A 23,474-nucleotide genomic window follows, 5' to 3' on the forward strand; every position below is an offset into this window, starting at 1 on the left:
TAACCAAATAATAGCTCCTTCCCTAAAGTCTACTGAGGGGAAGGAGTTTTTTTTATGTTGTTGTTATAAGGGACGTTCAATCCCATTGAGTGTTCTCTATACAAAATACCAAACAGCCCGTCACTACCAATGAAGACAGTACTTTCAACATTCAACTTTATAACATTCAACTTTATAACTCTTTAGTCCACTTCGATTTCGACTACGCTCAATCTCCGTTAGAACTTTCAACATTCAACTTTTAACTACATAGAAGAGTTACCAGTGCGATTTCTCCTCGCCTCTGCTCGATCGAAATGACTTTTAGCTTTAAACTTGAAACTTTGAAACTTGAAACTTTGAACTTCTAACCTTCAACCTTAAACTTTCAACTCAATTTATAAAATCTTCTCCCTTTCAATAATGCTGAGTGCCAATCGGATAGTGCTGTATTCCACTTCCTCCTTAAAATGCTCAAAATAAGGTTTTAGTCCCTCTGGCTCTTGGAGTTCTTTCTTGGCCTCGGCAACTTTGACTACATCCTCTTTAGATATCAATTGATAGATGTCTATATCCTTCCCGTCATGGTACAATTTTTCCAAATGGGCCAAAATGGTGTTGGGTTTTAGGCCCCTGATATCCGCAATTTCCTCAACGGTTTTGCCTTCCTTAAAGAGTTCATAACTTTCCAATGCCGTGTCCGATTTCCTTTTTTTCTTCTTCTTTTTTAGGGGAATGGTTTCAACAAAGGCCTTTATTTCATTGATGAACATTTCCCCATAGACCTCCAATTTCCGTTGGCCAACTCCGTTGATCTCTTTGAACGCTTCACTGGTCACCGGCTTTTTGGATTCCATTTCCTTAAGGGTTGCATCATTGAAAACAAGGTATGCTGGAATATTCTCTTCCAAGGAAATTTGAAACCGTAGTTGCCGCAGTTTTTCAAACAGGGAATTTTCGTTAACAGGCTTGGACTTGCTTTCCTTACGGACCGCCATTTGCTCTTCCTTGGACAAGGGCTGACTCAGTTGTACCTTGGTGTTGTTGAACAATACGGCCTTGGCCAAATCGGTCAAACGAAGCACGTTGTTCTTATGAAAGGCTATCTCACAGAGGCCTTGGTTTATAAGCTGTATGGCATAATGCTGCCAGTGGTTCCATGAAATATCCTTGCCAATGCCGTAGGTCTTTATTTGCTGATAATTTTTATCCAAAATGTTGGCATTTTGGGCGCCGCGCAATACGTCTATAACGGTTCCCGTAGCCTCGGACTCTTTCAATCTGGCTATGGTGGATAATATCTTTTGTGCGATTACCGTACCGTCAAAAAACTGCGGTGGATTTTTACAAACATCGCAATTGCCACAGTCGGCCTGAAGGTACTCCCCAAAATAACTCAATAAAATCTTTCGTCTACAGCTGGAGGCTTCCGAAAACTGCTTCATACGCTCCAACTTGGCCAGCTGTACTTCCTCATTGGTAGCACCAGAAGCAAATCGTTGTAATTGGATTACATCGGCATAACTATGGAACAAAAGGGCATGAGCCGCTAGTCCGTCCCTTCCGGACCTACCTATTTCCTGATAATAGCCCTCAATATTTTTGGGCATATTGTAATGTATCACCCAGCGCACGTTGGATTTGTCTATTCCCATACCAAAGGCAATGGTGGCGCAGACAATCTGAGTCTTGTCAAAAATAAAATCCTCCTGCACCTTGTTGCGGCTATCAAAATCCAGTCCCGCATGGTAGGCGGCTGCCTTGAAACCGCTATTGCGGATCTTTTCGACCAAGGTTTCGGTGGATTTTCGACTTAGACAATAAATAATGCCGGATTCATTGGGCCTTTGTTCTATAAATTGAAGTATTTGGGACACTCGGTCATGGGCCGCCCGCACTTCCAAGGAAATATTCTTTCTATCGAAGGAAGCCAAAAACTGTTTGGCCTTGGGAATCTGCAATTGCGCCAAAATATCCTGTCGGGTAGCCTTATCCGCGGTAGCCGTTAAGGCAATAATGGGTGTCTGTGGCAGCGAAGCCTTTAAAAAGCCCAATTGTTGATATGATGGTCTAAAATCGTGCCCCCAGGAAGAGATACAATGGGCCTCGTCCACGGCCACACAGCTAATATACTCCTCATTTAAAATAGGGGATAGGCCCTGCAAGCTTTCCGGTGCCACATAAAGCAATTTTAATTCCCCTTTATGGGTGCTATCCAATATGGCCTGTTGCTCCTGGGCAGACTGACTACTATTAAAAAAAGCCGCTGGGATACCATTGGCGTTTAGTCCGTCTACCTGATCTTTCATCAAAGCAATTAATGGGGAAATTACGAGGGTAGTACCCTTGAACAAAAGGGCCGGTAATTGGAAACAAATGGATTTTCCGCCCCCGGTGGGCATGATCACCAAACAATCCTCCTTATTTAAAACCGCTGTGATTATGGCCTCTTGTTGTTGTCTAAAGCGGTCAAAACCAAAGTACTTTTTTAAATAGGGAATTAATTCGTTCTGGAAATCGGGCATGGGTATCTGTAAAATTTTTGTAAGGAACGAAATTAATCATATTTGCAGTCCTATAACAACTTTCACGGTCTTAAAATCCCAAAAACCAAACTAAGGACTGGGAGACAAGAAAGCAGTGGCTTTTGGCTTTTGGCTTTTTGCTTTTTTGTCTTTGCTAAAAAGGTTAAATTTATCCATTGCAACCTATATTCATCCAAAATGAACCTTAAATACCGTTTTTGCTTTTTTCTTGTACCACTTTTCATACTTACAACTAGCCTTAGGGCACAAGAAGCCTTCGCCGCCCCCAAATTGTCCAATCCGGATTCCTGGTCCATTATTCTGGTTCCGGATACTCAGACCTACGTGAAGTTTGAAAGAAACCAGGGCATCTTGGAAACCATGACGGCTTGGGTCAGTGAAAATATAGATGCCCTGAACATAAAAATGGTGCTGTGTACGGGAGATTTGGTGGAGCAGAACGAACTTCTGGTTTCGGATAAAATAAACGGAAATATGCCCAGTAGGGACCAGTGGAAAGCAGTATCGCACGCCTTTGAACGCCTGGATGGGAAGGTTCCATATATTTTGGCCGCCGGTAACCACGACTTTGGATATAAAAGTGTTGAAAACCGAAAATCCAATTACAGCCAGTATTTTCCTATACATAGAAACATATTGAATGCAAAGGCCTTAAGGGCCGCCGGAAAAAATATAGACGGCATGCCTTCGGTGGAAAATGCCACTTATGAATTGATCTCTCCCCAACAAAGAAAGTTTTTGTTCCTAAATCTGGAATTCGCACCACGTGATACTATTTTACAATGGGCCAACAGTGAGATTTCCAAAGAAATTTATAAAGATCATACGGTGGTAATGCTTACCCATTCCTATTTAAATGCCCAAAACAAGCATATGGAAAAAGAAAACTATCCTATAGAGGATGCCAACTATGGCAAGGCCATTTGGGAAAAGCTAGTGGCTCCTTCCAAGAATGTACAACTGGTCTTTTCGGGCCATATTGGATCCCCTGATAATTTTAAGGCACATACGGCTTTTAAGGTGGATAAGAACGCTGCCGGAAAAAAGGTGAACCAGATTACCTTTAATGCGCAGGCCATGGGCGGTGGTTGGCACGGCAATGGGGGAGAAGGATGGCTACGGATTATGGAATTCCTACCCGATGGAAAGACCGTGATTACCACTACATTTTCACCACATTTCGCCATCTCGCCAACTACGCAAAAAATGGCCTATCAACGGGACGACTACAACAATTTTAGCTTTCTATTGGATTGATGCCTTTATCCAAAGGGAGTAATTACGATGGTTTTTAGGTAAAAGAAACTGAAAACCAAGGCTTAACCACTTAAAAATCAACTTAATTGTACGATATTTCTTAATAAAACATACTGTAAGTCGAAAATTTGCGTTTTTCTAAACATAATATTATATAAGCGCTTATTTTAGCCGCGTTAAATATGTTTTAAACCCCATAAACAATGAAAACATTTAATTATTTAATTTTAAGCTTTGGATTTTTATTAATCGCTGCTTGTAGCAATGATGCTATAAATAGCTTAAATGATGAAGGTCTGACGCCCGAACAAGTTAAGGCCCAAATGCAGGTCAATTCAGTTTCGGACGGACTGGATGAGTTGGTTTCAGAATTACTGATCAACGACAAGGAAGGAAAAACAAACAAGACCAATACCGAGTGTGCAACGCTTGCATTTACCGAAGAAAGTATTACTGTAGCCTACAATCAATGTATCATTAAAGGTAAAACGGTAAGTGGAACCATCGTTTTGACCGGAAACAATGGTAGTACGGACGGTAGCAAAGGTAGTTTTGAAGTTACGTTTACCGACTTCACCTACAACGGCTATTTGCTGAACGGTACCAAGAGTTTCGCTTTTGATTTTTCCGATTCCAACGGTCCAACCTTTACTGTAGTTACCGATGCCACTTTTGAGGATGACAATGGGAACACGATAATTTGGAAGGGTAATAAAGTACTTAGCTGGCATTTTGATCAGATCAATGCTGAAGGAGCGGATGTTACCTGTACTGGAGATTGGGACATTACCGTAGATGGTATTACCTATGAATTTACGGTGACCGAACCTTTGTCCGCTAACTTGGGATGTGCCTTTATTACTTCTGGTGTTATGCAGTTGGAAGTGAATGGTATGACCGCTTCCTTGGACTTTGGAACCGGTAGTTGTGACCAAACGGGTACCGTTACCTATCCTAATGGAGAATCTGAAGAGATTAGCTGGTAGTTGCCCTAATCTTTATAATCATATATTGAAACCCCGATGCATTGCATCGGGGTTTCTTTTTTATCATTCATTTTTCACTGTTGGTTTTAGTTAAAGATAGACCCGGCAACGGACTCCCTGGAGAAAATACAACGGCATTAGAAAAGTGGTAATAATTTATCGAAACTTTGTTCGTGTGGACTGAACAAAGGAACGGCCTATTTTCAATTTACTTAAGTGGTTCTTATAGTTTTTGATGGGTTTTCGTGAATCATCGATTTCTTTGCTTGTCCAACCCTTCGGCTCCGCTCAGGGTACGGCCAGCGCATCTATATTTGAACTTCACATGTAACTAGGAAGTACAATTTGCCGCAGTCTAGATTAAATCTTTTAGGAAAGAGTCCATGATAGCTTAATAGGTGATTGGGGTAATGTTAAATTAATGGTTTGGGGCAGGAGGGGAGTGGAAGGGCAGGAAACACTTTGCCATGGAGTAGAAGCCCAGTAAAAAGCAAGGATTTCAGAGAAATTGGACCGTTGGTCGAAGAAATAATCCCGTACGTCGATGCTATGAAGGTGTTAATATTGCTTTAAACTAATGTTAATGAGGGATTTACCTACATGAAAATGAGAATTTTGTCGTATCTTTTATTTTCAAATCAATAAAATCAAATTATATAAGAGTGTACCAAAGAAAAATCCGTTAACCCTAAAAACAAAGCTTACACTATGGAAACAACCCCAAAAATTAGTAGAAATTTAATTAGCAGGCCTTCCAACAGTGGATGTATTCTAAAATTGGAGCGTACCAATAATGATTTGTGCCAATTGGAAAAAAAATTGACCTCTTATGTATGTGAACCTAACACATACTCCTTGTTTATTAAATCTGAAACCCTCCGACAAACTCTTAGAAGCTTGAAAAATACGAATGCAGAATTGATCAAAGCTTTAAAGAGGGAAAAGGATTTAAAGATTGAACTCTTTGAAAAAACAATGGCCCAAATTCGTTCCTATCTAGAAATACAAAAATCAGTTGAAGAATACAGCAACATGTTGAGGTATTAAAAGATTCCTATATATTCCTGTGACTGTTTAGACAACTAACTGCATTCACCTAAAAATGAAAACACCATTGGAAAATTAGGAAGAAAAGCTCCGGACATTTATATCCGGAGCTTTTTTTTTTGATTTTTAATACTGTTTTTAATAAGGGCACCCATAATAAAGCCTAAGACAGAACTTATACATCCAATATATAATCCCCGAAATACATAAGCCACTAATTAACAGTAAAATAACACGTATTTTATGTAGTACTACTACAATATAAAAGCCTTGGATCATGACAATCCAAGGCCTTGGTTTTTAGTGGTTATTATACCTTAATTTACATTGGCCCCAACATTTCCTTGGGCTACTAAGGTGTCCAAATCTTCAGCGCTCAGATGTACATTTATGTACCCATCAATAGCCAAGAGGGCATCATAATCCAATGCGCCACCTGCATTTGCCTGGGTAACGTTGGTAACGCTTACTCCATTATCTCCAATAACATTGCCCAAAGTTACGATTACCGCTCCAGGGGCATCTGCCACAGCTCCAGTATGAATATGTGCCGGATGTATTGCACCTGCAGTAGTACCTACCAATTCCAGAGTCACCAATGTCTCTTTGTTTACGCGCTCCGAAAAGGTAGCTGTACCAAAAATGGCTGCATTGCTAACTGCCGCTAGATCGTAGGAAACCTCATTACCGGTAAGTTCGTTTTGACCTATATCACCCTGTGCCACCAACAGGTCCAGTTCTGCGACGGACTTATGAACATTGATGTAGCCATCAAATTCCAATAGATCCTCGTAGCTAACCGCTGTTCCAGCATCGTCGGCCTCAATATGTGTCCAGCTTTTTCCGTTAGCTCCAGCTACCGCATTTAAAGAAATTGCGATATCACCACCTTCAGCAGCGGTATTGGCATGAATATGGGCAGGATGCTCCCCATCTGCCGGAGTTCCTTCAAGTTCCAATTCTAGGAGGGAAGCTCCACTAAGGCGTTTGTGAATGGTAGCCGTACCGCTTATGGTAGGTACCAGAACACTGTGCAATGCAAATTCTTTGGATTCACCCGTTAATACATTGATTCCTATATCGCCCTGGGCTACCAAGACATCCAATTCGGTGGCCGACTTATGTACATTGATGTAGCCGTCCAATTCCAACAGACCTTCATACGTAATAGCGGTACCGGCGTCGTCTTCCTCAATATGCGTCCAGCTTTTTCCGCTGGCACCTGCAACGGCATTTAGGGAAATAGCAATATCACCACCTTCTGCTGCAGAATTGAGATGGATGTGTGCAGGATGCTCCCCATCTTCGGGAGTCCCTTCCAAGTCGATCTCTAGGAGCGAGGCCCCACTTACGCGCTTATAGATGGTAGCCGTTCCGCTAATACTGGCATCGGCAGCACTGCCAAGCTCATATTCCCTAGAATCTGCTGTAAGTTCATTTATACCAATGTCACCTTGGGCAACAAGGGTACCAAGATCACTGGCAGACTGGTGCACGTTGATATAGGCATCCAGTTCCAATAGCTGCTCAAAAGTAATGGCAGAACCATCATTTCTGGCCGTAATGATAGTGGTACTTTCACCAGTAGCACCGTCTACGGCATTCAAATCTATTAGAATATCACCGGTTTCGGCGGCGGAGTTGGCATGGATATGCGCCGGAAAACTACCAGAGGAGGTACCCGATAACTTAATATTTACGGTTGCTGTTCCATCTTCGTTTTCAACAACAGTGGCCGTTCCGGAGGCACCAGCCTCCGAACTGGATTGCAACTGATAGGTTTTACTTTCCCCGTCAAATACACCTGGGGGTTGTTCCGTGCTATCATCATCACTACAGCTTGTGATAAAAAATGCTGTTGCTGCCACGAATAAATACATTATTCTTTTCATATAATTCAATTTAGGGATTTATAATAGTTGTAAAATTATGGGGATGGATTTGGACGGATGGATGGAAAAGCTTTAATAATTGACGCTAATCCCGAACAAGCTGATTGGCTTGAGCCGGGAGTAATTTTTTAGAAGACAGCGGATTGGGAGGAAGAAGTCATAACTAATGTATGCTGCCTTTGGTGACATCGTCGGCTAGTGCATCTTCTCTCACAAAATTAAAGAGGTATTGTAGGAAGTAGGGACTTCTATTATATTTCTATTTTACATAATGTAAATTATAGAACAAATATGTCTATAGCGTAAAACGGCGTATGCTTGCATTTTACATAATTGCAGATATGACCTTCGCGTCAGCGAATCATATCGTCAGCCATTATGTAAAAGCCGTTTTACTAGAATGTTCGTTTATATATGTTAGCTATAATTGCATTATGTAAAATATCCCTGAGCATTTTATTATTTAATCGAATTATGAACAGGGTCATTAATCTTTTTTAAGTGGTGTCTGCGACTTTGCCAACGCATCAACTCGCCGTTAAAATATCTTTTATCGCGTCATTTGTATCTATAATTTGCCGTTATGCAAAATAGCCGCGCGCCAACGCTTATTGTTTAAAAAAATCAATACGCCATGTGGCGCATTATTTTTTACTCAATTCTCAGCGGCTTGGCCCACGCCATAAAAAGCGCAGCTTTTCGGCACTAGTGAGACCTTTGGTTTAATTGGAAATTCTGGAAAGAAAAATTTCACAAACTGTTGGTTAGCCTTCCGCAACAGCTAAAATTTTCTCTAAGAGCAAAATTCTTAGCACTTGCTACCACTATCCTAAGGTTCAAGCTTAACTTTAAGTGCTTTTAATATTATGTAAAATATAAATTCAGCAATGGAACCTTTAACCTTTTAATTCTATCTTTTTTCTTGATAAAAAAGAAACAAAAAATCAAGAAGAAAATATGCTTCCCTGCTCTCTTTGTGTCTTGTGGCGCTGCCACGGGGCGTTTCACGCCCTAACACAAAGCCCAGGGCAATGGCTCTTTGTGTTAAGCCACAAATTCACCCATCGCCGGCCCGCATTTTCTTCTGGCCACCGCTACCCTTACCTATTGTTTTGCCCAAAATCTTATGAGGTCGAGTTTAGTACTCGTAATCAACTTTATCGACTTCTGCTAAGACATCTATCTGTTCAAACAAAAACTTGAAATTTTTAAAAACCTCAGGATTATTTATTTTTCTAATTGCTTCAGAAAATTTCTTTTTCTTCTTGTCATGTATTTCAAAAATATCTGGAATAACAGTTTCTTTAATCATTCCTTCTTTTAATAAAATATCATCTTCAAAATAATGCTCAATACTAAAATAATTAAATACTTGGTCTTTAATTAAATATTGTTCTCTGAATGGAGGTATTGGCAATTTAATGGCATAAATATTTTTAGCTATATGCTTTTTAACTCTTTTAGAACCATCTATTAATTTATAAACACCCTTATTTAACCCTTGAAATTCTTGTATACCTTTTGCATCATTATCAAAAATACCGATTACAATTTCATCATCTTTAACCATTGGGACACATTTCATCAGCATACCATGCAGTTCTGTAGCACCACCTGTAATATTACCGCAAGCTTTAATTGACCAATATGGGTCAGTATTTTGTGTCAATTTCATAAATGCGTGTTCAATTATTTCAACATCAGATTTGCCTTCAGTATAAATATTTACCTTTCTACTTGAACGAATTTGGTCAAGCCCTGTAAACCTTAATTTTTTCGCAGGTGTATCAAGTAATAGCTTTGATACTGCATTTTTACCATCAATATTTTTACCTATTTCTTTTTTTAAGTCATTATAATTATTTCCTTTAAACAATGAAACCCCAATATCAGCTAATAGCAACAAAAACTGATTGTTCAAAAAGGACGAATTGTAAATTAATTTCTCTAATTCTACTTCTGAATTAATTCTTGTTGAATTAAGAGTTACAGCAAGCTTTAAGGCTTTATAACCACTTGTTACATTTGTAACGTCCTTTTCATATTCTTTATAAATATCTGCAAATGCCAATTGAAGTGGCGTTTTAATTGTAATTGAATTAAAGTTTTCGAAAAAATAAAACATGTTAATCATTGCTATGAATGGTAATTTCATGTTTTTGAAAGAGACCATTTGCTCATCAGATGCAATTTTAGTCAATAGTTCGTAGCTTTTAATATTGATATTAAGAGCTGTTAATAAAGAATCCTTTCTTAAAACATTATCAGTTTGATAAAGGGCTTGAAGTAAATAACCAATACCCATTACACCACCAAAATAATTATTCAGATTGTTGGCGTTTTTGACTTTATCCGTAATTTTCTCTAAAAACTGTGGCATATCTCTAGATTTTCCAGCATAAAAAATGGCTGAATTTTGCCAATTCGGGTCAAAAAAATTGTCAACTAAGTAACTTTCTTTATCTCTTTGGTGCTTAAATATTTCAATCGCACAATAATATTCCATAAAAGAATCATGCTTAAATTGAACATATTTACCATTCTTCAAAAACAAAATACCTGTGTTTTCAATAAGGAATAGAAGGAATTCTTGCAATTTATCTTCAGCTAATGGTTGTGTTTTATTTTCAAAATATTTATTAAAAAACACTATAAACTCATCTTTTGTGAGAGGTACTTTATTTTCAGATGTCATTACATGGAGAGCATAATGTGATAATATCCTTTCTTTAAAATTAATATCAATAAATTCGAAACGACTTTCTACATTAGTTTTACCTAGAAGTAATTGATTGAAATTGTCATATATATCAGAAATAGTAGCTGGTATTTCAAAATTCTTTTCTTCAAAAAGAATTGAAATTAACGATATTGATAAAGGTGTTATTGGTAATCTTTCTAGAATTCTATTTTCTTTCAATGCATTTATTAAATTATCTGCTCTAGAACCATTTGGAAAAAATTTAGAAATAAAGTTTTTTATCTGATAGTCATTAAATTTTTCCATATTAAAATAGGCCATTTCCTGATTAATATGCTCATTAAAACCATTATCAATATGTCGAGTTCCAATGAAATAATTTATTTTATAATCATTGAATAAACTTTCTAATTCAATTAATATACTTTTTTGAACTTTTTTGTCAAACTCATCTATAGAATCAACAAGCAATAATATATCATTTGTTTCTAAGGCTTTGATAAAATTTCCTTCATAAAAACCATTTAGGCATTTATTAATAGCATTGACAATATTATACTTGCTTGCAATTAAATCTACTGTTGATATAAAAACAGGGATTTTCTTTTTATTAACGCCACTAGTCTCATTTATACATGTTTCGCCAATTTTTCTTAAAAATGTAGACTTACCAGCTCCTGTGTCACCCGCTATGATAGCAGGTTTTTTTATACTTAGGATTTTTTTACTATCAAATTTCACCAAAACAGGACTTGAAGACTCTTTATCTTCTTTTAATTGATAAATTCTTGGCTCGATAAAAATGCTCAATAATTTATCATATGTCTTTTCAGAAATTTTTAGTCTTTTTAACTCTCCATCTTTAGCTATATTATTCAAGAAATGTTTCTCATATTCTAAAAGTTCTAAATCTTGATGATTCCAAAAATTTGGCAAGTGTTCATCAACTAACTTTATTAAGTCATCTCTATCAATAAATTCAAGGTTATATTTGAGTTTTACTTTTCTTCTAAAACCACTTGATATATTTTTTGTACTTATCAAATAGCAAGTATGGAAATCATATTTTTCTGCGTTTACATTTATTGGGTTGCAAAATGTATTCATGTCAGCATTACTACCTGTAAAAGCATCTAAATAGAGTATAAATCCATGTTTAGATGTTGTAATTCCAGTTTTAATATCTCCGACTATACAACGTTCGTTTTTTGTTTGTAAGTTAAAATAGCCTAAGCTTTTAAATATTGTTTTGGTTAGTTCAGAAAGTTCTTGGAATGAAATGTTTTTTAAATTATCTATTTTTTTAGTTGACTCCATAAATTGCATTGATATAGTTGTTAAAAGTACGAAACCAATTTGAAATAATTACTTAATAATCCCATTCCACACCCATTACGCTCCCCTCCTACGTCGTCGCATAAAAAGTGTTCCATTAACATGGTAAAAGAAACATTTTAGAATAAATTTTTTCAAGAAACTATAGTAACAACTTTCGCTTTTAACCAAAGCTCAAGTTACATAACGCAGAACATTATAGAACAAATATGTCTATAGGGTAAAACGGCGTATGCTTGCATTTTACATAATTGCAGATATAACTTACGCGATAGCGTATTATATCGTTAGCCATTATGTAAAAGCCGTTTTACTGGAGAGTTCGTTTCCATTAAACTTTTTGTCTACTTGTCCAACGCCATCAACCCGCCGAAAAAATTAATCACCCACTGGGTCATCAATTTTTATCGCGTATGTAAAAGCCGTTTTACTGGAAAGATTGTTTAGTCTCGGTATAGCTATGCTATAATACAAATATGAACCACCAGCATAGTTTCAATATTCCGTACAAAAGCCCATGAAATTTCAAATACGCGAATTATGAGCTATTCTTAAATACAGCTAATATTTATAACTTACATGTGCCCAACAAAAGTCCAATGATTTAGAATCTTTGGAATTTTTGCGTGATGATACGGCTGTAAATTTTTCTGGAGATTCCTGCTTACGCCCGGTAGGATTGTCAACTTACCGCAACTTTTTAGCACTACCTTACTCCCAGATGTTGAAGCTTTAGTTTAAGTGCTCTAACATTATGTCAAATAGAACGCAAATTTTAGAGATTAAGTATCTCTAAAATTTTGGGGCCAGTTGTAGCGTTGGCATTGACTAATACGGTATTTGCGATTTCAAGGCTTACAGTTCCGATCGCTATCGGAATTGGAAACAACCTGCCCGAAAGCCCGCCTTGCCTTTCGGGCAGGTACTAGTTTCGGTACGAGCGGGTATACGGCTCAGTCCCCAAATTTTAGGATCCAGCGTAATCCTTAAGCCCCTACTCCACCCGTTACGTTATTTAAGGATAACTATTAGCTACAAGGCCAACGCTTCATCTCGCCGAAAAAAGTAATCATCCGCTGGATCGCTACTTTTTATTGCGTTTACCAAAATTCACTTAGGCTGTTTTCAAAATCATATTAAAACTCAGGTAAGACAACTTCTTTAATTTTAGCAATTGCTTCTTTAACGGGTGTTTCAGATTTTCTTAGATTTATCGCCATATGGTTTACACCCACATTTTCATATTCTTTTAAATATTCGGTGAGATGGTTAATACCTACTGAACCACCAAAACGTTGTGGTTTAAAAGTAGCATTATCATTTGGGTCTAAGTTTAAATGTATGGCAGAAATATAAGGTTTTGACGCTTGGTCTTCAACATACAAAGCATTACACCAATATTTTCTGTTTTCTAAAGTTTCTGCTACGGGTCGTGGGTAATTAAACCAAGCTTGCGCGTTTTTGGCAATCCAATTAATACTTTGTCCGGAATGACCAGCGACTACAAGAGGTATGTCTTTTTTCGGTTTAGGATAGACCTCAATATCGCTGGTTAAAAAATCGTATTTAGATTTTAAATCGCTATTCGTTTTCCAAGCTTCTTTGATAATGTCAAGATTGCTTCTAAAGATTTCGTGTCTTTTTTTATAATCGATATTATATATCGGGAACTCCACAGGTCTATCTCCTAAACCTAAGCCCAACAAGAGTCTGCCATTGCTTAAGTTTTCTATGGTAGCAGCAGCTTTCGCTAATTTTATAGGCTGTTGTAAGGGTAATACTATTGCAGCCGTACCCAACAAAATGTTTTTGGTAGCAGCAGATAAATAGCCCAAGTATGGTAAGGTGTCAAACAATTGTGCACCATCACCAAAGTTAGGGTCGTACACCGGAACATCCCGCATCCATAAAGCGGCGAAGCCTGCTTCGTCAATTTGTTGTGCCAATGCTAAATGGTTAGAAATATCGGGCACGCCAAAAGGTCTATTATCTTCTAAACGTTTGCTGTTACCTTCTGTTGACCAATCATTATCTAGAGGAAACTCTATGCCAAGTGTCATTTTACCTGGCTTGTATAATTTATCAAATGGGTTCATAGTGTGTGTTTTTAAATTCATCAGGCATCCGCTAAGACACCTGATGAATTATGGGATTAGGCATTCCAGATGTTATCTGCAGTGTAGGGTCCGTTTTCAACTTCCCAAAATTTGCCATCTATAAAGCGGTGACCTTTGTCTAAATCCTTCAACAACGCCATATCTTCTTTAGTAAGCGTATGGTTTAAAGTCTCTAAATTCTGAAGTAATCGCGACTCATTAGTAGATTTTGGAATTACCGCAACGCCTCGTTGAATAGTATACGACAATGCTACTTGCGCAGGCGACATATTTCTTGAGTTAGCTATGTTTTTTATCGTGTCATTTTCCAACAAGCGTAGCTTAGTATTTTCGTCTACAAGCGAACCTAAAGGCGCGTAAGCGGTTAGCAGAATATCGTTCTGTAGACAAAATGATTTTAATTCTTCCTGCTGTAAAAATGGATGCATTTCAACCTGATTCATCTCTGGTTGATGCACTGCTGTCGCCATTATTGCTTTAAGATGATTTTCATTGAAATTGCTTACGCCAATATGCTTTGCAAGTCCTTGTTCCAAAGCAGCTTCCATCCCTTTCCAAGTACTTGTTAATGGTACTTCTGATAATGTAATAAAATCGGAAGCTTTTTCTGGCATTTCGGTTCCTTTTTTTAAAACTACTGGCCAGTGGATAAGATACAGGTCTAGATAATCTAGTTGCAAATCTTCTAAAGTTTGATGCAGCGCAGGAATCACATTTTCCGCTCCGTGGGAAGCATTCCAAAGTTTTGAAGTCACCCATAAATCGTTACGTGTAACCAAACCTTGATGTATCGCTTCGGCAATTGCGTTACCTACTTCTTTTTCGTTTCCGTAAGCAGCAGCACAATCTATATGTTTGTATCCCATTTTAATAGCGGAAAGTACAGCATTGTACACTTCATTAGGTTCAGAACGGAACGTTCCTAAGCCTAAAATTGGCATTTCGTCGTTATTTCTAAATTTTAATGTAGTCATTAGTTATACTATTTATATTTTTTCTTTTTTGAATAAAACTAAGGTCAACAAGAATCCTATGATGACTAGTAAACCACCTACCCAAGGTGTGGCTTCAATACCTAAGCTCGATTCTACAACCATTCCGCCAACATAAGCACCAATGGCGATACCGACGTTAAATGCTGCAATGTTTAATGCAGATGCTACATCTTCGGTTCCTGGTAAGTACTTTTCCGCCATTTTCACTACGTATAATTGCAATGCTGGTACGTTTGAAAATGCAAGTATTCCCATAAAAAACAAGGTTATTATTGCAAAAATCTGACTAGAAGCCGTGAAGTATAAAACAAACAACACAATGGCTTGTAACGCAAACATTACCAATAATGCTTTTCCTGGTTTGTTGTTAGATACTTTACCACCAATAATATTTCCTATGGCGATGGCGATACCATAAATTAAAAGAAATACACTGGTCATATTTGAAGAAAAACCAGTCACTTCTTCCAATAGCGGTGTTAAATAAGTAAAAGTTACAAACGTACCACCGTAACCAAATGCGGTAATGGCCAACACCAATAAAATAGACGGATTCTTAATCACCTTTAATTGGTCTATAAGTCGTAATGGAGCTGATTGTTTTATGTTTTTAGGTACCAATGCCAAACTAGCTATTGTGCCTATTAACCCTAACAGGGCAACACCAATAAATGTCGCTCTCCATCCAAAATTTTGACCTATGTAAGTACCTAAAGGCACACCAGTAACAATTGCCACAGTAAGACCGGCAAACATTATAGAAATGGCAGTTGCTCGCTTATCTTTTGGAACTAAACTAGCTGCGATAGTAGAACCGATGGAGAAGAATACACCGTGAGCAAAACCTGTTACGACTCTCGACAACAGCAATAATTCAAAACTTGGTGAAATTGCTGCTAATCCGTTACCAATTATAAATAGTAACATTATGCCCATTAATAACTGTTTTCTTGGAATTTTACCAGTTAAGGCGGTTAATATTGGTGCGCCAATTGCCACACCAATGGCGTACAGACTAACTAATAATCCTGCTGATGTTAATGATGTGCCTAGGTCATTTGCAACGGTAGATAGCAGACCTACAATTACAAATTCCGTTGTTCCAATGGCAAAAGCACTAATGGTCAATGCCCATAATGCAGCTGGTAGACTCTTCTTTTTGGCTACCGTAGTATCTCTATGTATTGTTGATGTTTCCATAATTTCTAATTGTTTTTTGTTATTGTTATTTAATGGCAACAGGGTTTATTTGTACTTGCGTAGAGCCTTCATATAAAGGATGACCTAATACAAAAAGGAATTCCCATGTTTTATCTTCTACCAACTCATCTACCAGGATATTTTCCAATACTTGTACACCATATTCAGTCGCCATCATTTGATTTACAGGGAAAGAAAGTGAACTGTTTTCGTGTGGTACCGCTTCAAAAGACCAGTTGTCTGCACCTGCTGCCACAATTCCTTTTTTACCTAAATAATGGGCAGCTTCAGTACCAATACCAGGACCACCAGCTAAATAGCGTTTATCATCTTTACCCATTAATTTTGTCCATCCTGTGTAAAACAGCACTACATCTCCTTTACGAATTTCAATACCTTGTTTTTTGGCTACTTTTTCAATGTCTTCAACTGTAAAAACAGTACCTTCTTTTACAATATCCTGATTGTAATAAGAGCGCATATCCAATACAATACCTCTAGTAACTATTGGCGGTAATTTTTCTAGACCTAATTTTTTTACACCAGAAACTGTTAAAAAATCTTCTACTTTGTGTCCGTTGTAGTGCACATTGTCTCTACCGTAATGTGCCAATCCGTTTATTTGAGACCCAACACCTGTCCAACCAATTAACTGGTCATCTACATATGTAAATTTGTTAGAACCTGCAGCAGCAGTTTCTGGTTGTAAAGTTTCAATATGAAAGTATCTGTGACGGAAAGCTGCAGTTTGTGCGTTTACCACCATTCCTAAGCGGTATACTTTTCCTTTTTTTACCAATTTTACTGCATCTAAAACTATTTCTTCATTAAGAAGATTTAACGCACCAATTTCGTCATCTGCACCATAAGGTGATGTTGGTACTTGTTGTGCGTTTGTAGTTACAGAAGTAAAAAGAGCAGCTGCTAACGCCATTGTTTTTAATGTATTTACTATTGTTTTCATTTTTATATGTTTTTAAATTTCTGATACAAATTTCCGATTAAAGCAAGGGGTGTGCGAGGATGTATATCACCATTTTAAAGTGATGTATGTCACATTTAATAATGCTCATACATCGCCCATTTTTTTTAGATATTTACTCTTCAATTTTTATTTTTAATACCAAATAAGGAGGCTTGCTAGCATCTTTTCCTTCATTTAATAAGGGAAGGTTATGAAGCTGATTTGCTACGATATACAAGTAGTTTCCGTGTATGGCAACACCATCGGGCCAAGACAAGTCATTTTTAGATTGCACAATGATTTTCATTCCAGCAGGCGTACTTTCTACAATGGCTGAATTTTCAACATCGGTTACATAGACTTTACCGTTTGCACCCACTTTAAATCCGTCAGATTTTGGTTTGTTGGCATAAAACTCGATGTACTTATTAAGGTCGCTATCTTGCTTACTATCATTAGCTAATACAGCAGAAGGTATACGGTATATTTTGGTGTTTCCCATTGCACCATAGTAGATGTAGTTGTTTTCATCATCAATAGAAATAGGGTTTAAAGGGTATCTTGGTTGAATGGTAGTACCATCGTTTCTTTTGTGAGAAACTAATCTACCGTGAATTTTCACCGGTTCATCAGCAGCCAATAATGAAGCATCCCCTTCTAAAACTCGTCTTATATAACCCGTTTCTAAATTAATCACAACAAAAGCTGGAGCAATTGGCGGATTTAAAGCATCGGTCATATCTGCAATTACAGCAGTGTTGTTTTTAACATCAATCACAAAATCCTGTAAAAAAGGCTTAGGTGAAAGAACGGTATTCGGAATAGGAAAAACTTTTGTTACGTAACCGGTAACCAAATCAAAACCAACCAATTTTGGAGCCTGATTTTGCTTTACATTACCCATATCCAACACCCAAAGTATTCCGTTAGCATCAGCTTGTATACCAATAGTTGAATTGATACCTTTTAGGCTTCCGTTTTGTGGTTTTACTATCCATTCTTTATCGCCAAACGGAATGGCTTCTCCATTAGGTAAAATTTCTTTCACCATATATTTTGAAGCACTTAAGGCACTCATTGTTACAAATATTCTTCCGTCATTGGACACGGTAATATTACCTGGTCTTGCTTCGGGAAATGTTGCTATTGTTTCTAGTTGTGCTTGTGCTAACATTGTAAAATTCATTAGAAATGCGAACAAGACTGTTTTTATTATCGATATTGTTTTCATCATTGTTGTTTTTAAAAATTGAATGTGATTTGATTAGTTGCCTAAAAATTTCTTTTGGGTTGAAGGATCTACCCAGATAACATCGCTAGGGTCTCTGGCAATGGCATCAAAAACGAGTACGTCTAACGGACCTTCTAAAATTTTTCCGTTTCCGTGTGCTGTGCCTTTACCCCAGAATAATAGGTCACCTTTCCCTGCAACAACAGGTCCTTTGTCAGCTACATAAAATTCTGCTTTGCCATTTAAAATGTAGAGGTAGGCATCAGATTTAGCGTGGTAATGCATAGGTACTTCATCATACAACCTAAAGATTCTTACACCTGCGTGTTCGCGGTCTAATAGTCTAATGTCTTTAATGATTCCGTTGTGACTTTTAGGGAGTAGCGTTACGTATTCATCAATATTAATAATACCGTAAGAGTTACCCATTAATGGTCTTTTGCCTTCTTGTGCATAGGCGCTAAAACCAATGGCAATTACTGTAAATAGAAGAAAAAGTGTTCTTGTAGTTTTCATAGTACATTGTATTTAATTGTTCGATACAAAATTCTATGAAAACCAAGGGGTGTGCGAGGACATACATCACGGATTTTTTGTGATGTATATCAATTTTGAAAAGTGACTTAGGTCACTCTTAGCTGTTAAAACGACTTAAAGTCTCTCTGGATACGCCTAAATAAGAAGCTATTAATTTTTTAGGAACGCGTTGTATTAATTTCGGAAGTTTATTTAAAAGGTATTCATACCTACTTTCTGCGGTCATTGTAAGTAAAGAAAGGATTCTTTGCTGTAGATTTATATAGCCGTGATTGGATTTAATTCTGAAAAAGTTGGCGACAGCAGGTACTTGAAAGCAAATCTTTTCCCTGTTCTCTAATGACAAACAGAAAAATTCGGAATCTTCAAGGCAATCAACAAAAATGGTCCCTGGTTCTTGATGTTGAAAAGCACAATGGTCGCTAACCCAATAGTCTTCCATTGCAAATTGAAGAATATGTTCTTTGCCTTTTTGGTCTATGGAATACGCTTTTACCAAGCCTTTGATAATCCAATATTCAAAATCTACAGGTTGCCCCACTTGGATTAAAAATTGGTGCTTTTTCAAGCTTCTATATTCAAAGTGTGATTTTACGAACTTCCACTCATCATCAGTTAAAGAAACTATTTCTTCAAAATGTTGTCTTAGCAACAGCAACTTATCCTCCATAAAGTAAAAATACTTCACTTTAATTAATATGCAAATAAAAATAATAACGCCATTAAATGATTATAAATATTTAAAATAGAGGTGTTTGAGCATTAACGAATATTAAAATAATACTACTGTAAATAGTTTTTAACATTCAAATAATCAACCAAGGGCTTATATTAATTTTGAACAGTCACGTAATTAAATTTTCATTCCACACACATTTATTCATGGCTAGTTATTTTCTATTTATAGGAATTCATGCACCTCGTTCCTCGGTGTCGCTTCCCTCCTACCGTCGGTTCGCATAATAAGCCCGCCTGAACGGCAAAGTCGGGCAGGTGTTTACTCGGGTCATTTCTATTTAATTATATAGGACCTCGTGAACCTCCTTCGTGGGCGTCACTACCTTTTGAAAGGAAAGCTTTTAGAAAGAAAAAAATCAAAGAAGATGACAACAACTTAGCCCACGAACCATCACGCTCAAAAAACAAAAGGTCTTTCAGACCTTCCATTTTTATGCCGGATTATTGGTTTAGCCAGTGGCTGAAGCAATAATCAAGAAAGCTGGCGCGCTGGCGGAATGAATCAGGCTATTTTGATCTTTCTAAATTCTTATAGGTTTTTGGCCTCTTCTAGGTAAAAATCTTTTAAATGTTCATGTCCATAAGTTGATGCAATATTGTCTTCCGCCATCAGGGTCAGAAAAAACTCCATAGGGCCATAGGTTGTAACACTTGTGAAAGATCTTAAACACCGAATGGTTAGTTTTCTTGACCAATCGGGTAAATGAATGATTTTTATGGGCTTGTTCAAAGCGGTCAGGGCGAGTTTGGCAATTTCATTAAGACTCATAACATCCGGGCCTCCAATGGTCAATTCCTTATTGTCATCATCCAAGGTAGCTACAATGGCCCTTGCAAGGTCCGCGCCATGAATAGGGTTGAATTTTTGATGGCCAGATCCAAACAAAAACACACGACCCGATTTGGCCATTTGTAAAAAGTGGCCCATATCTGAAAAGAAACCGTTTGGCCGCACTATGGTATAGTTGAGCCCTGAAGATTTTAAGGCAGCGACAAACTTCTCTTTGGCTTCAAAAATCTTTAAATCCCGATATTTGTCGCCATTAATGGCAGAAACGTATACAAATTGTGCTACACCACTTTTTTTAGCTTCTTCGAGCAAATTCATATTGGCCCTATAATCTACATCCATATAGGTTAGGCCATCTTTTTGTTTTGTAATGCCAACCGTGGATATTACCGTGTTTATCCCTTTACAAATGTCTCGTAATGTTTCAGCCTTTGTAACCTCGGCCTGTTTTATCTCCAAATAGTCTTCATTACTATTTTGCCACTTATCAGGATTACGTACAATAGCGATTACCTGATTTTTATTATCTAGTAGTTCATTTAATAAATAATTGCCCAAATAGCCTGTGGCGCCCGCCAATAATATGTTGGTATGCTTCATTTAGGTAACTATTTTAGGCCAGTTTAGTTGAACTTTCTTTTAAGAATATAGCGGGTAATAAAAATACCGTTGTCATCGTTTTTCCCCGCATCGCTTTCTACGGCACTGGTTATGAACATAAGGTCCCAACCTTCAGAAAGCATTTCGGTTAATTTTGAAGAAATTAAGGCATCATTGGCGGCTATATTTTGAAACCGGATTCCGCCTAGGTTATAAAAGTTCAATAATTTGGTTTCTTCAAAATTTTTAAGTCTAATATCCTTTCTTTTCGATTTGTTTCTGCTATTGTTTTCTTCTGTTCTACTAGAGGTAAATTGTTTGTAATCCCTTTGGTCGTTGGACGAAATTAAACGCGATCGTCCCAGCCCGCTTGGAATGATAGATTCTACACTTGTAATGACCTTGATCTCAAATGCTTGTTTCGATATTTCTTGCCCATACATATGTACTACTGACAATGTAAGTAAAGTGATTATTGACGCTAACTTTTTCATGTGTTTATAGATTAAATGATCGTTTTTTGATTATTAATTATGCAGCAAAGATTCACCGGATTATTGGGCAAATCGTTCTAAATTATAATCTGAAACGAAATAGGCGAGGTTTACAATGAGTTGGCTTTCATCCAAGCCCTAGGGGTTACCCCTTCTATTTTTTTAAAATAGGTGTTGAATACGGTTTTGGAATTAAAACCACTATCATAAGCCAACCCAAGAATGGTAAGGTGAGAATTATTAGCATCGAGTGCTATCAATTTAAAGTGTTTGAGGCGATAAGAATTAACAAAGTCATTAAAATTAACATCAAACGCCTGATTGATCAGAAATGATATTTTATTGTTGTTCAGCTCCAAAACCTGAGCAACGACATTTAAGTTTAATTGAGGATTTAAAAAAGGTTCTTCTTCCTTAAAATAGGAAAGTAATTTGCCTTTTAGTGTCTTTATTTGGTCTTTATCCAAAACATTTGCTGTTGCTTTCTCTTCATCTTTCTTGGTAGATGTGATATCATTAAACGATAAATTTGACCGGTGCAGCTCCGTGAAACCATTTATTTTATGCAGGGGCTTTAAAAATGGTTCTTGCCTATAGTTAATGATTTGCCCGCGTCTTTGGTCGATCATTTCCTTTAAGAGAGAAAAGGCCGTCGCCGTGTGATGTGAGTTGGCCAAAATAAACACGTCATAAGGTACCAGCATGGTTTTATCTTTACTGAGCCTAGACCATTTTTCAATAATTTGACGGGGAACGTCACTATGCTTTTCGTTAACAAGTCTAAACAATAAATTTTTCTCTTCTATTAATGAGGTGTTGTTTATAAATTCTTGAAACTGCTGTTTTTTGTTCAGCCATATTAAACAAAAGCATTTTAAATGATGCGCTAATTCTAGTTCAGGGTTAAGTGTTAACGCGTAATCGACATTTTCAAGGGCTTTGTCAAATAAGCCTTGAAAATAGTGAATATGCGCCAATGTGTAATGATTGTTTGCAGAAAGCGGATCTACCTCTAAAAGTTTGTTTGCATATGGTAAGGCCATGTCAAAAAAACCAAGCGCTATGAACAACTCTGTTAAAGCTTCTAAGCCGTCAATATGATTGGGGTTAATGGCCAAGACTTTCTTAATATGAATGTAGGCATTCTTAAAATCCCATTCTTCCCAAAAAAACTTTCCTACATAAGACAAAGGATATTCCGGTAAAGAGGAGTCCAATTCTTTTGCCATAAGCAAATTGTTGATGGCCGACTCCATAGCTTCTTCATAAGGTATATAACCCCACATTGCCGATAACCCATAGCATTGTAAATTGGCATAATAGGCCTTGGCGTAATTTTTATCCAATGCAATGGCCTGGTTATAGTAGTGTATGGCCTGGTTAAGGCCCTCTGGTGTCCATTTCAATTGAAAAGAACGTCCTTTCAAATACATTTGATAGGCATCTACGCTGCTTGTTGACTGTTCTATTAAATGCTCTTGAATTTCAAAATGTCCAAAATTGTTTCGAACTTCTTCGGCTATTGCTAAACTAATTTCATCTTCTAAATCAAAAATATCCTTTAATTGCCTATCAAATTTTTTAGACCAATAGTGCGTACCGTCTTCAACATCTATTAATTGGGCCGTAATTCTAACCCTTTCCTGGGATTTCTTAATGCTTCCTTCAAGAATCGTACTTACCCCTAGTTGCCCCCCAATTTTTCTGATATCTATATCTTTTCCCTTAAAGGCAAATGATGAGGTTCTGGCAATAACCTTAAGTTTGTCAATTTTTGTTAGTGCGTTTATAATTTCTTCAGTAATTCCGTCACAGAAATATTCGTTGTCAATATCATTGCTCATATTAACAAATGGTAAAACTGCTATTGATTTTTGATTGTTCAAAGTGTTGATTTTCTAAAACAAATCTATAAAATTAAATCCTTAAAATTAATTACACAAAGAACCCTCTCCACTCCTGTCTGATGAACAGGCAGTCCCGCCCGTACCGAATAGGGGTACCTGCCCGAAGGTCATGGCGGGCATTTATACATAACTAGTTTTTTGTGCAAAAGGAATTCATG

At 37.2% G+C, this 23,474-nt stretch carries 16 protein-coding genes; 3 read left to right on the plus strand and 13 right to left on the minus strand.

Annotated elements, in window-relative coordinates:
• Nucleotides 1-377 precede the first annotated feature (377 nt).
• Nucleotides 378-2,504, minus strand: a complete 2,127-nt coding sequence (gene recQ, locus BUA60_RS08970) for a DNA helicase RecQ (RefSeq protein WP_072861400.1) — start codon at nucleotides 2,502-2,504, stop codon at nucleotides 378-380.
• 198 nt (nucleotides 2,505-2,702) lie between these two features.
• Between recQ and BUA60_RS08975 the strand changes: the two genes are divergently transcribed.
• From BUA60_RS08975 to BUA60_RS08985, 3 genes are all read left to right on the plus strand, one after another.
• Nucleotides 2,703-3,782 (plus strand): metallophosphoesterase, encoded by a 1,080-nt coding sequence (locus tag BUA60_RS08975; protein ID WP_072861632.1) that lies wholly within the window; start codon nucleotides 2,703-2,705, stop codon nucleotides 3,780-3,782.
• Between the two features lie 203 nt (nucleotides 3,783-3,985).
• Complete coding sequence (locus BUA60_RS08980) at nucleotides 3,986-4,768, plus strand: hypothetical protein (RefSeq protein ID WP_072861401.1); 783 nt, start codon at nucleotides 3,986-3,988, stop codon at nucleotides 4,766-4,768.
• A gap of 708 nt (nucleotides 4,769-5,476) precedes the next feature.
• Complete coding sequence (locus BUA60_RS08985) at nucleotides 5,477-5,815, plus strand: hypothetical protein (RefSeq protein ID WP_072861402.1); 339 nt, start codon at nucleotides 5,477-5,479, stop codon at nucleotides 5,813-5,815.
• Between the two features lie 317 nt (nucleotides 5,816-6,132).
• Here BUA60_RS08985 and BUA60_RS08990 read toward each other — a convergent pair whose 3' ends face one another.
• The 12 genes from BUA60_RS08990 to BUA60_RS09045 all read right to left on the minus strand — a co-directional run bounded on the left by BUA60_RS08990 (nucleotide 6,133) and on the right by BUA60_RS09045 (nucleotide 23,253).
• Nucleotides 6,133-7,707, minus strand: a complete 1,575-nt coding sequence (locus BUA60_RS08990; RefSeq protein WP_072861403.1) for a CHRD domain-containing protein — start codon at nucleotides 7,705-7,707, stop codon at nucleotides 6,133-6,135.
• A 1,138-nt stretch (nucleotides 7,708-8,845) separates the two neighbouring features.
• Nucleotides 8,846-11,725, minus strand: coding sequence for an NACHT domain-containing protein (locus tag BUA60_RS08995; protein ID WP_143153154.1), 2,880 nt, complete (start codon nucleotides 11,723-11,725; stop codon nucleotides 8,846-8,848).
• 1,154 nt (nucleotides 11,726-12,879) lie between these two features.
• The gene (locus BUA60_RS09000; protein ID WP_072861405.1) at nucleotides 12,880-13,839 is read right to left on the minus strand and encodes a TIGR03571 family LLM class oxidoreductase; all 960 of its coding nucleotides are present in this window, start codon (nucleotides 13,837-13,839) and stop codon (nucleotides 12,880-12,882) included.
• Nucleotides 13,840-13,895: 56 nt separating this feature from the next.
• Nucleotides 13,896-14,834 (minus strand): aldo/keto reductase, encoded by a 939-nt coding sequence (locus BUA60_RS09005; RefSeq protein WP_072861406.1) that lies wholly within the window; start codon nucleotides 14,832-14,834, stop codon nucleotides 13,896-13,898.
• Nucleotides 14,835-14,846: 12 nt separating this feature from the next.
• Entirely contained in the window at nucleotides 14,847-16,094 is a 1,248-nt protein-coding gene (locus BUA60_RS09010; RefSeq protein ID WP_449371708.1) for an MFS transporter, read from the minus strand.
• Complete coding sequence (locus BUA60_RS09015) at nucleotides 16,081-17,019, minus strand: cyclase family protein (RefSeq protein WP_072861407.1); 939 nt, start codon at nucleotides 17,017-17,019, stop codon at nucleotides 16,081-16,083. Before BUA60_RS09015 ends, BUA60_RS09010 begins: the two co-directional genes overlap by 14 nt.
• Nucleotides 17,020-17,152: 133 nt before the next feature.
• A complete protein-coding gene (locus BUA60_RS09020) occupies nucleotides 17,153-18,253 on the minus strand; it encodes an L-dopachrome tautomerase-related protein (RefSeq protein WP_084532544.1) in 1,101 nt (366 codons plus the stop codon).
• A 30-nt stretch (nucleotides 18,254-18,283) separates the two neighbouring features.
• Entirely contained in the window at nucleotides 18,284-18,766 is a 483-nt protein-coding gene (locus BUA60_RS09025) for a cupin domain-containing protein (protein WP_084532545.1), read from the minus strand.
• Nucleotides 18,767-18,884: 118 nt separating this feature from the next.
• Nucleotides 18,885-19,457 (minus strand): Crp/Fnr family transcriptional regulator, encoded by a 573-nt coding sequence (locus BUA60_RS09030; RefSeq protein ID WP_072861409.1) that lies wholly within the window; start codon nucleotides 19,455-19,457, stop codon nucleotides 18,885-18,887.
• A gap of 597 nt (nucleotides 19,458-20,054) precedes the next feature.
• Nucleotides 20,055-20,915, minus strand: coding sequence for an SDR family oxidoreductase (locus tag BUA60_RS09035; protein WP_072861410.1), 861 nt, complete (start codon nucleotides 20,913-20,915; stop codon nucleotides 20,055-20,057).
• 23 nt (nucleotides 20,916-20,938) lie between these two features.
• Nucleotides 20,939-21,358, minus strand: coding sequence for a hypothetical protein (locus BUA60_RS09040; protein ID WP_143153163.1), 420 nt, complete (start codon nucleotides 21,356-21,358; stop codon nucleotides 20,939-20,941).
• Nucleotides 21,359-21,519: 161 nt separating this feature from the next.
• Nucleotides 21,520-23,253, minus strand: a complete 1,734-nt coding sequence (locus BUA60_RS09045; protein WP_072861412.1) for a helix-turn-helix domain-containing protein — start codon at nucleotides 23,251-23,253, stop codon at nucleotides 21,520-21,522.
• Nucleotides 23,254-23,474 lie beyond the last annotated feature (221 nt).

This window comes from Arenibacter palladensis, assembly GCF_900129275.1.
In the GTDB taxonomy this organism is placed as follows: Bacteria; Bacteroidota; Bacteroidia; order Flavobacteriales; family Flavobacteriaceae; genus Arenibacter; species Arenibacter palladensis.

Coding starts and splice junctions, on each gene's coding strand:
- BUA60_RS09030 (WP_072861409.1), bottom strand. CDS start 19,457: ATGGAGGATAAGTTGCTGTTGCTAAGACAACATTTTGAAGAAATAGTT.
- BUA60_RS09025 (WP_084532545.1), bottom strand. CDS start 18,766: ATGAAAACTACAAGAACACTTTTTCTTCTATTTACAGTAATTGCCATT.
- BUA60_RS08985 (WP_072861402.1), top strand. CDS start 5,477: ATGGAAACAACCCCAAAAATTAGTAGAAATTTAATTAGCAGGCCTTCC.
- BUA60_RS08995 (WP_143153154.1), bottom strand. CDS start 11,725: ATGGAGTCAACTAAAAAAATAGATAATTTAAAAAACATTTCATTCCAA.
- BUA60_RS09040 (WP_143153163.1), bottom strand. CDS start 21,358: ATGTATGGGCAAGAAATATCGAAACAAGCATTTGAGATCAAGGTCATT.
- BUA60_RS09045 (WP_072861412.1), bottom strand. CDS start 23,253: ATGAGCAATGATATTGACAACGAATATTTCTGTGACGGAATTACTGAA.
- BUA60_RS09020 (WP_084532544.1), bottom strand. CDS start 18,253: ATGATGAAAACAATATCGATAATAAAAACAGTCTTGTTCGCATTTCTA.
- BUA60_RS09005 (WP_072861406.1), bottom strand. CDS start 14,834: ATGACTACATTAAAATTTAGAAATAACGACGAAATGCCAATTTTAGGC.
- BUA60_RS08980 (WP_072861401.1), top strand. CDS start 3,986: ATGAAAACATTTAATTATTTAATTTTAAGCTTTGGATTTTTATTAATC.
- BUA60_RS09000 (WP_072861405.1), bottom strand. CDS start 13,839: ATGAACCCATTTGATAAATTATACAAGCCAGGTAAAATGACACTTGGC.
- BUA60_RS08990 (WP_072861403.1), bottom strand. CDS start 7,707: ATGAAAAGAATAATGTATTTATTCGTGGCAGCAACAGCATTTTTTATC.
- BUA60_RS08975 (WP_072861632.1), top strand. CDS start 2,703: ATGAACCTTAAATACCGTTTTTGCTTTTTTCTTGTACCACTTTTCATA.
- BUA60_RS09035 (WP_072861410.1), bottom strand. CDS start 20,915: ATGAAGCATACCAACATATTATTGGCGGGCGCCACAGGCTATTTGGGC.
- recQ (WP_072861400.1), bottom strand. CDS start 2,504: ATGCCCGATTTCCAGAACGAATTAATTCCCTATTTAAAAAAGTACTTT.
- BUA60_RS09015 (WP_072861407.1), bottom strand. CDS start 17,019: ATGAAAACAATAGTAAATACATTAAAAACAATGGCGTTAGCAGCTGCT.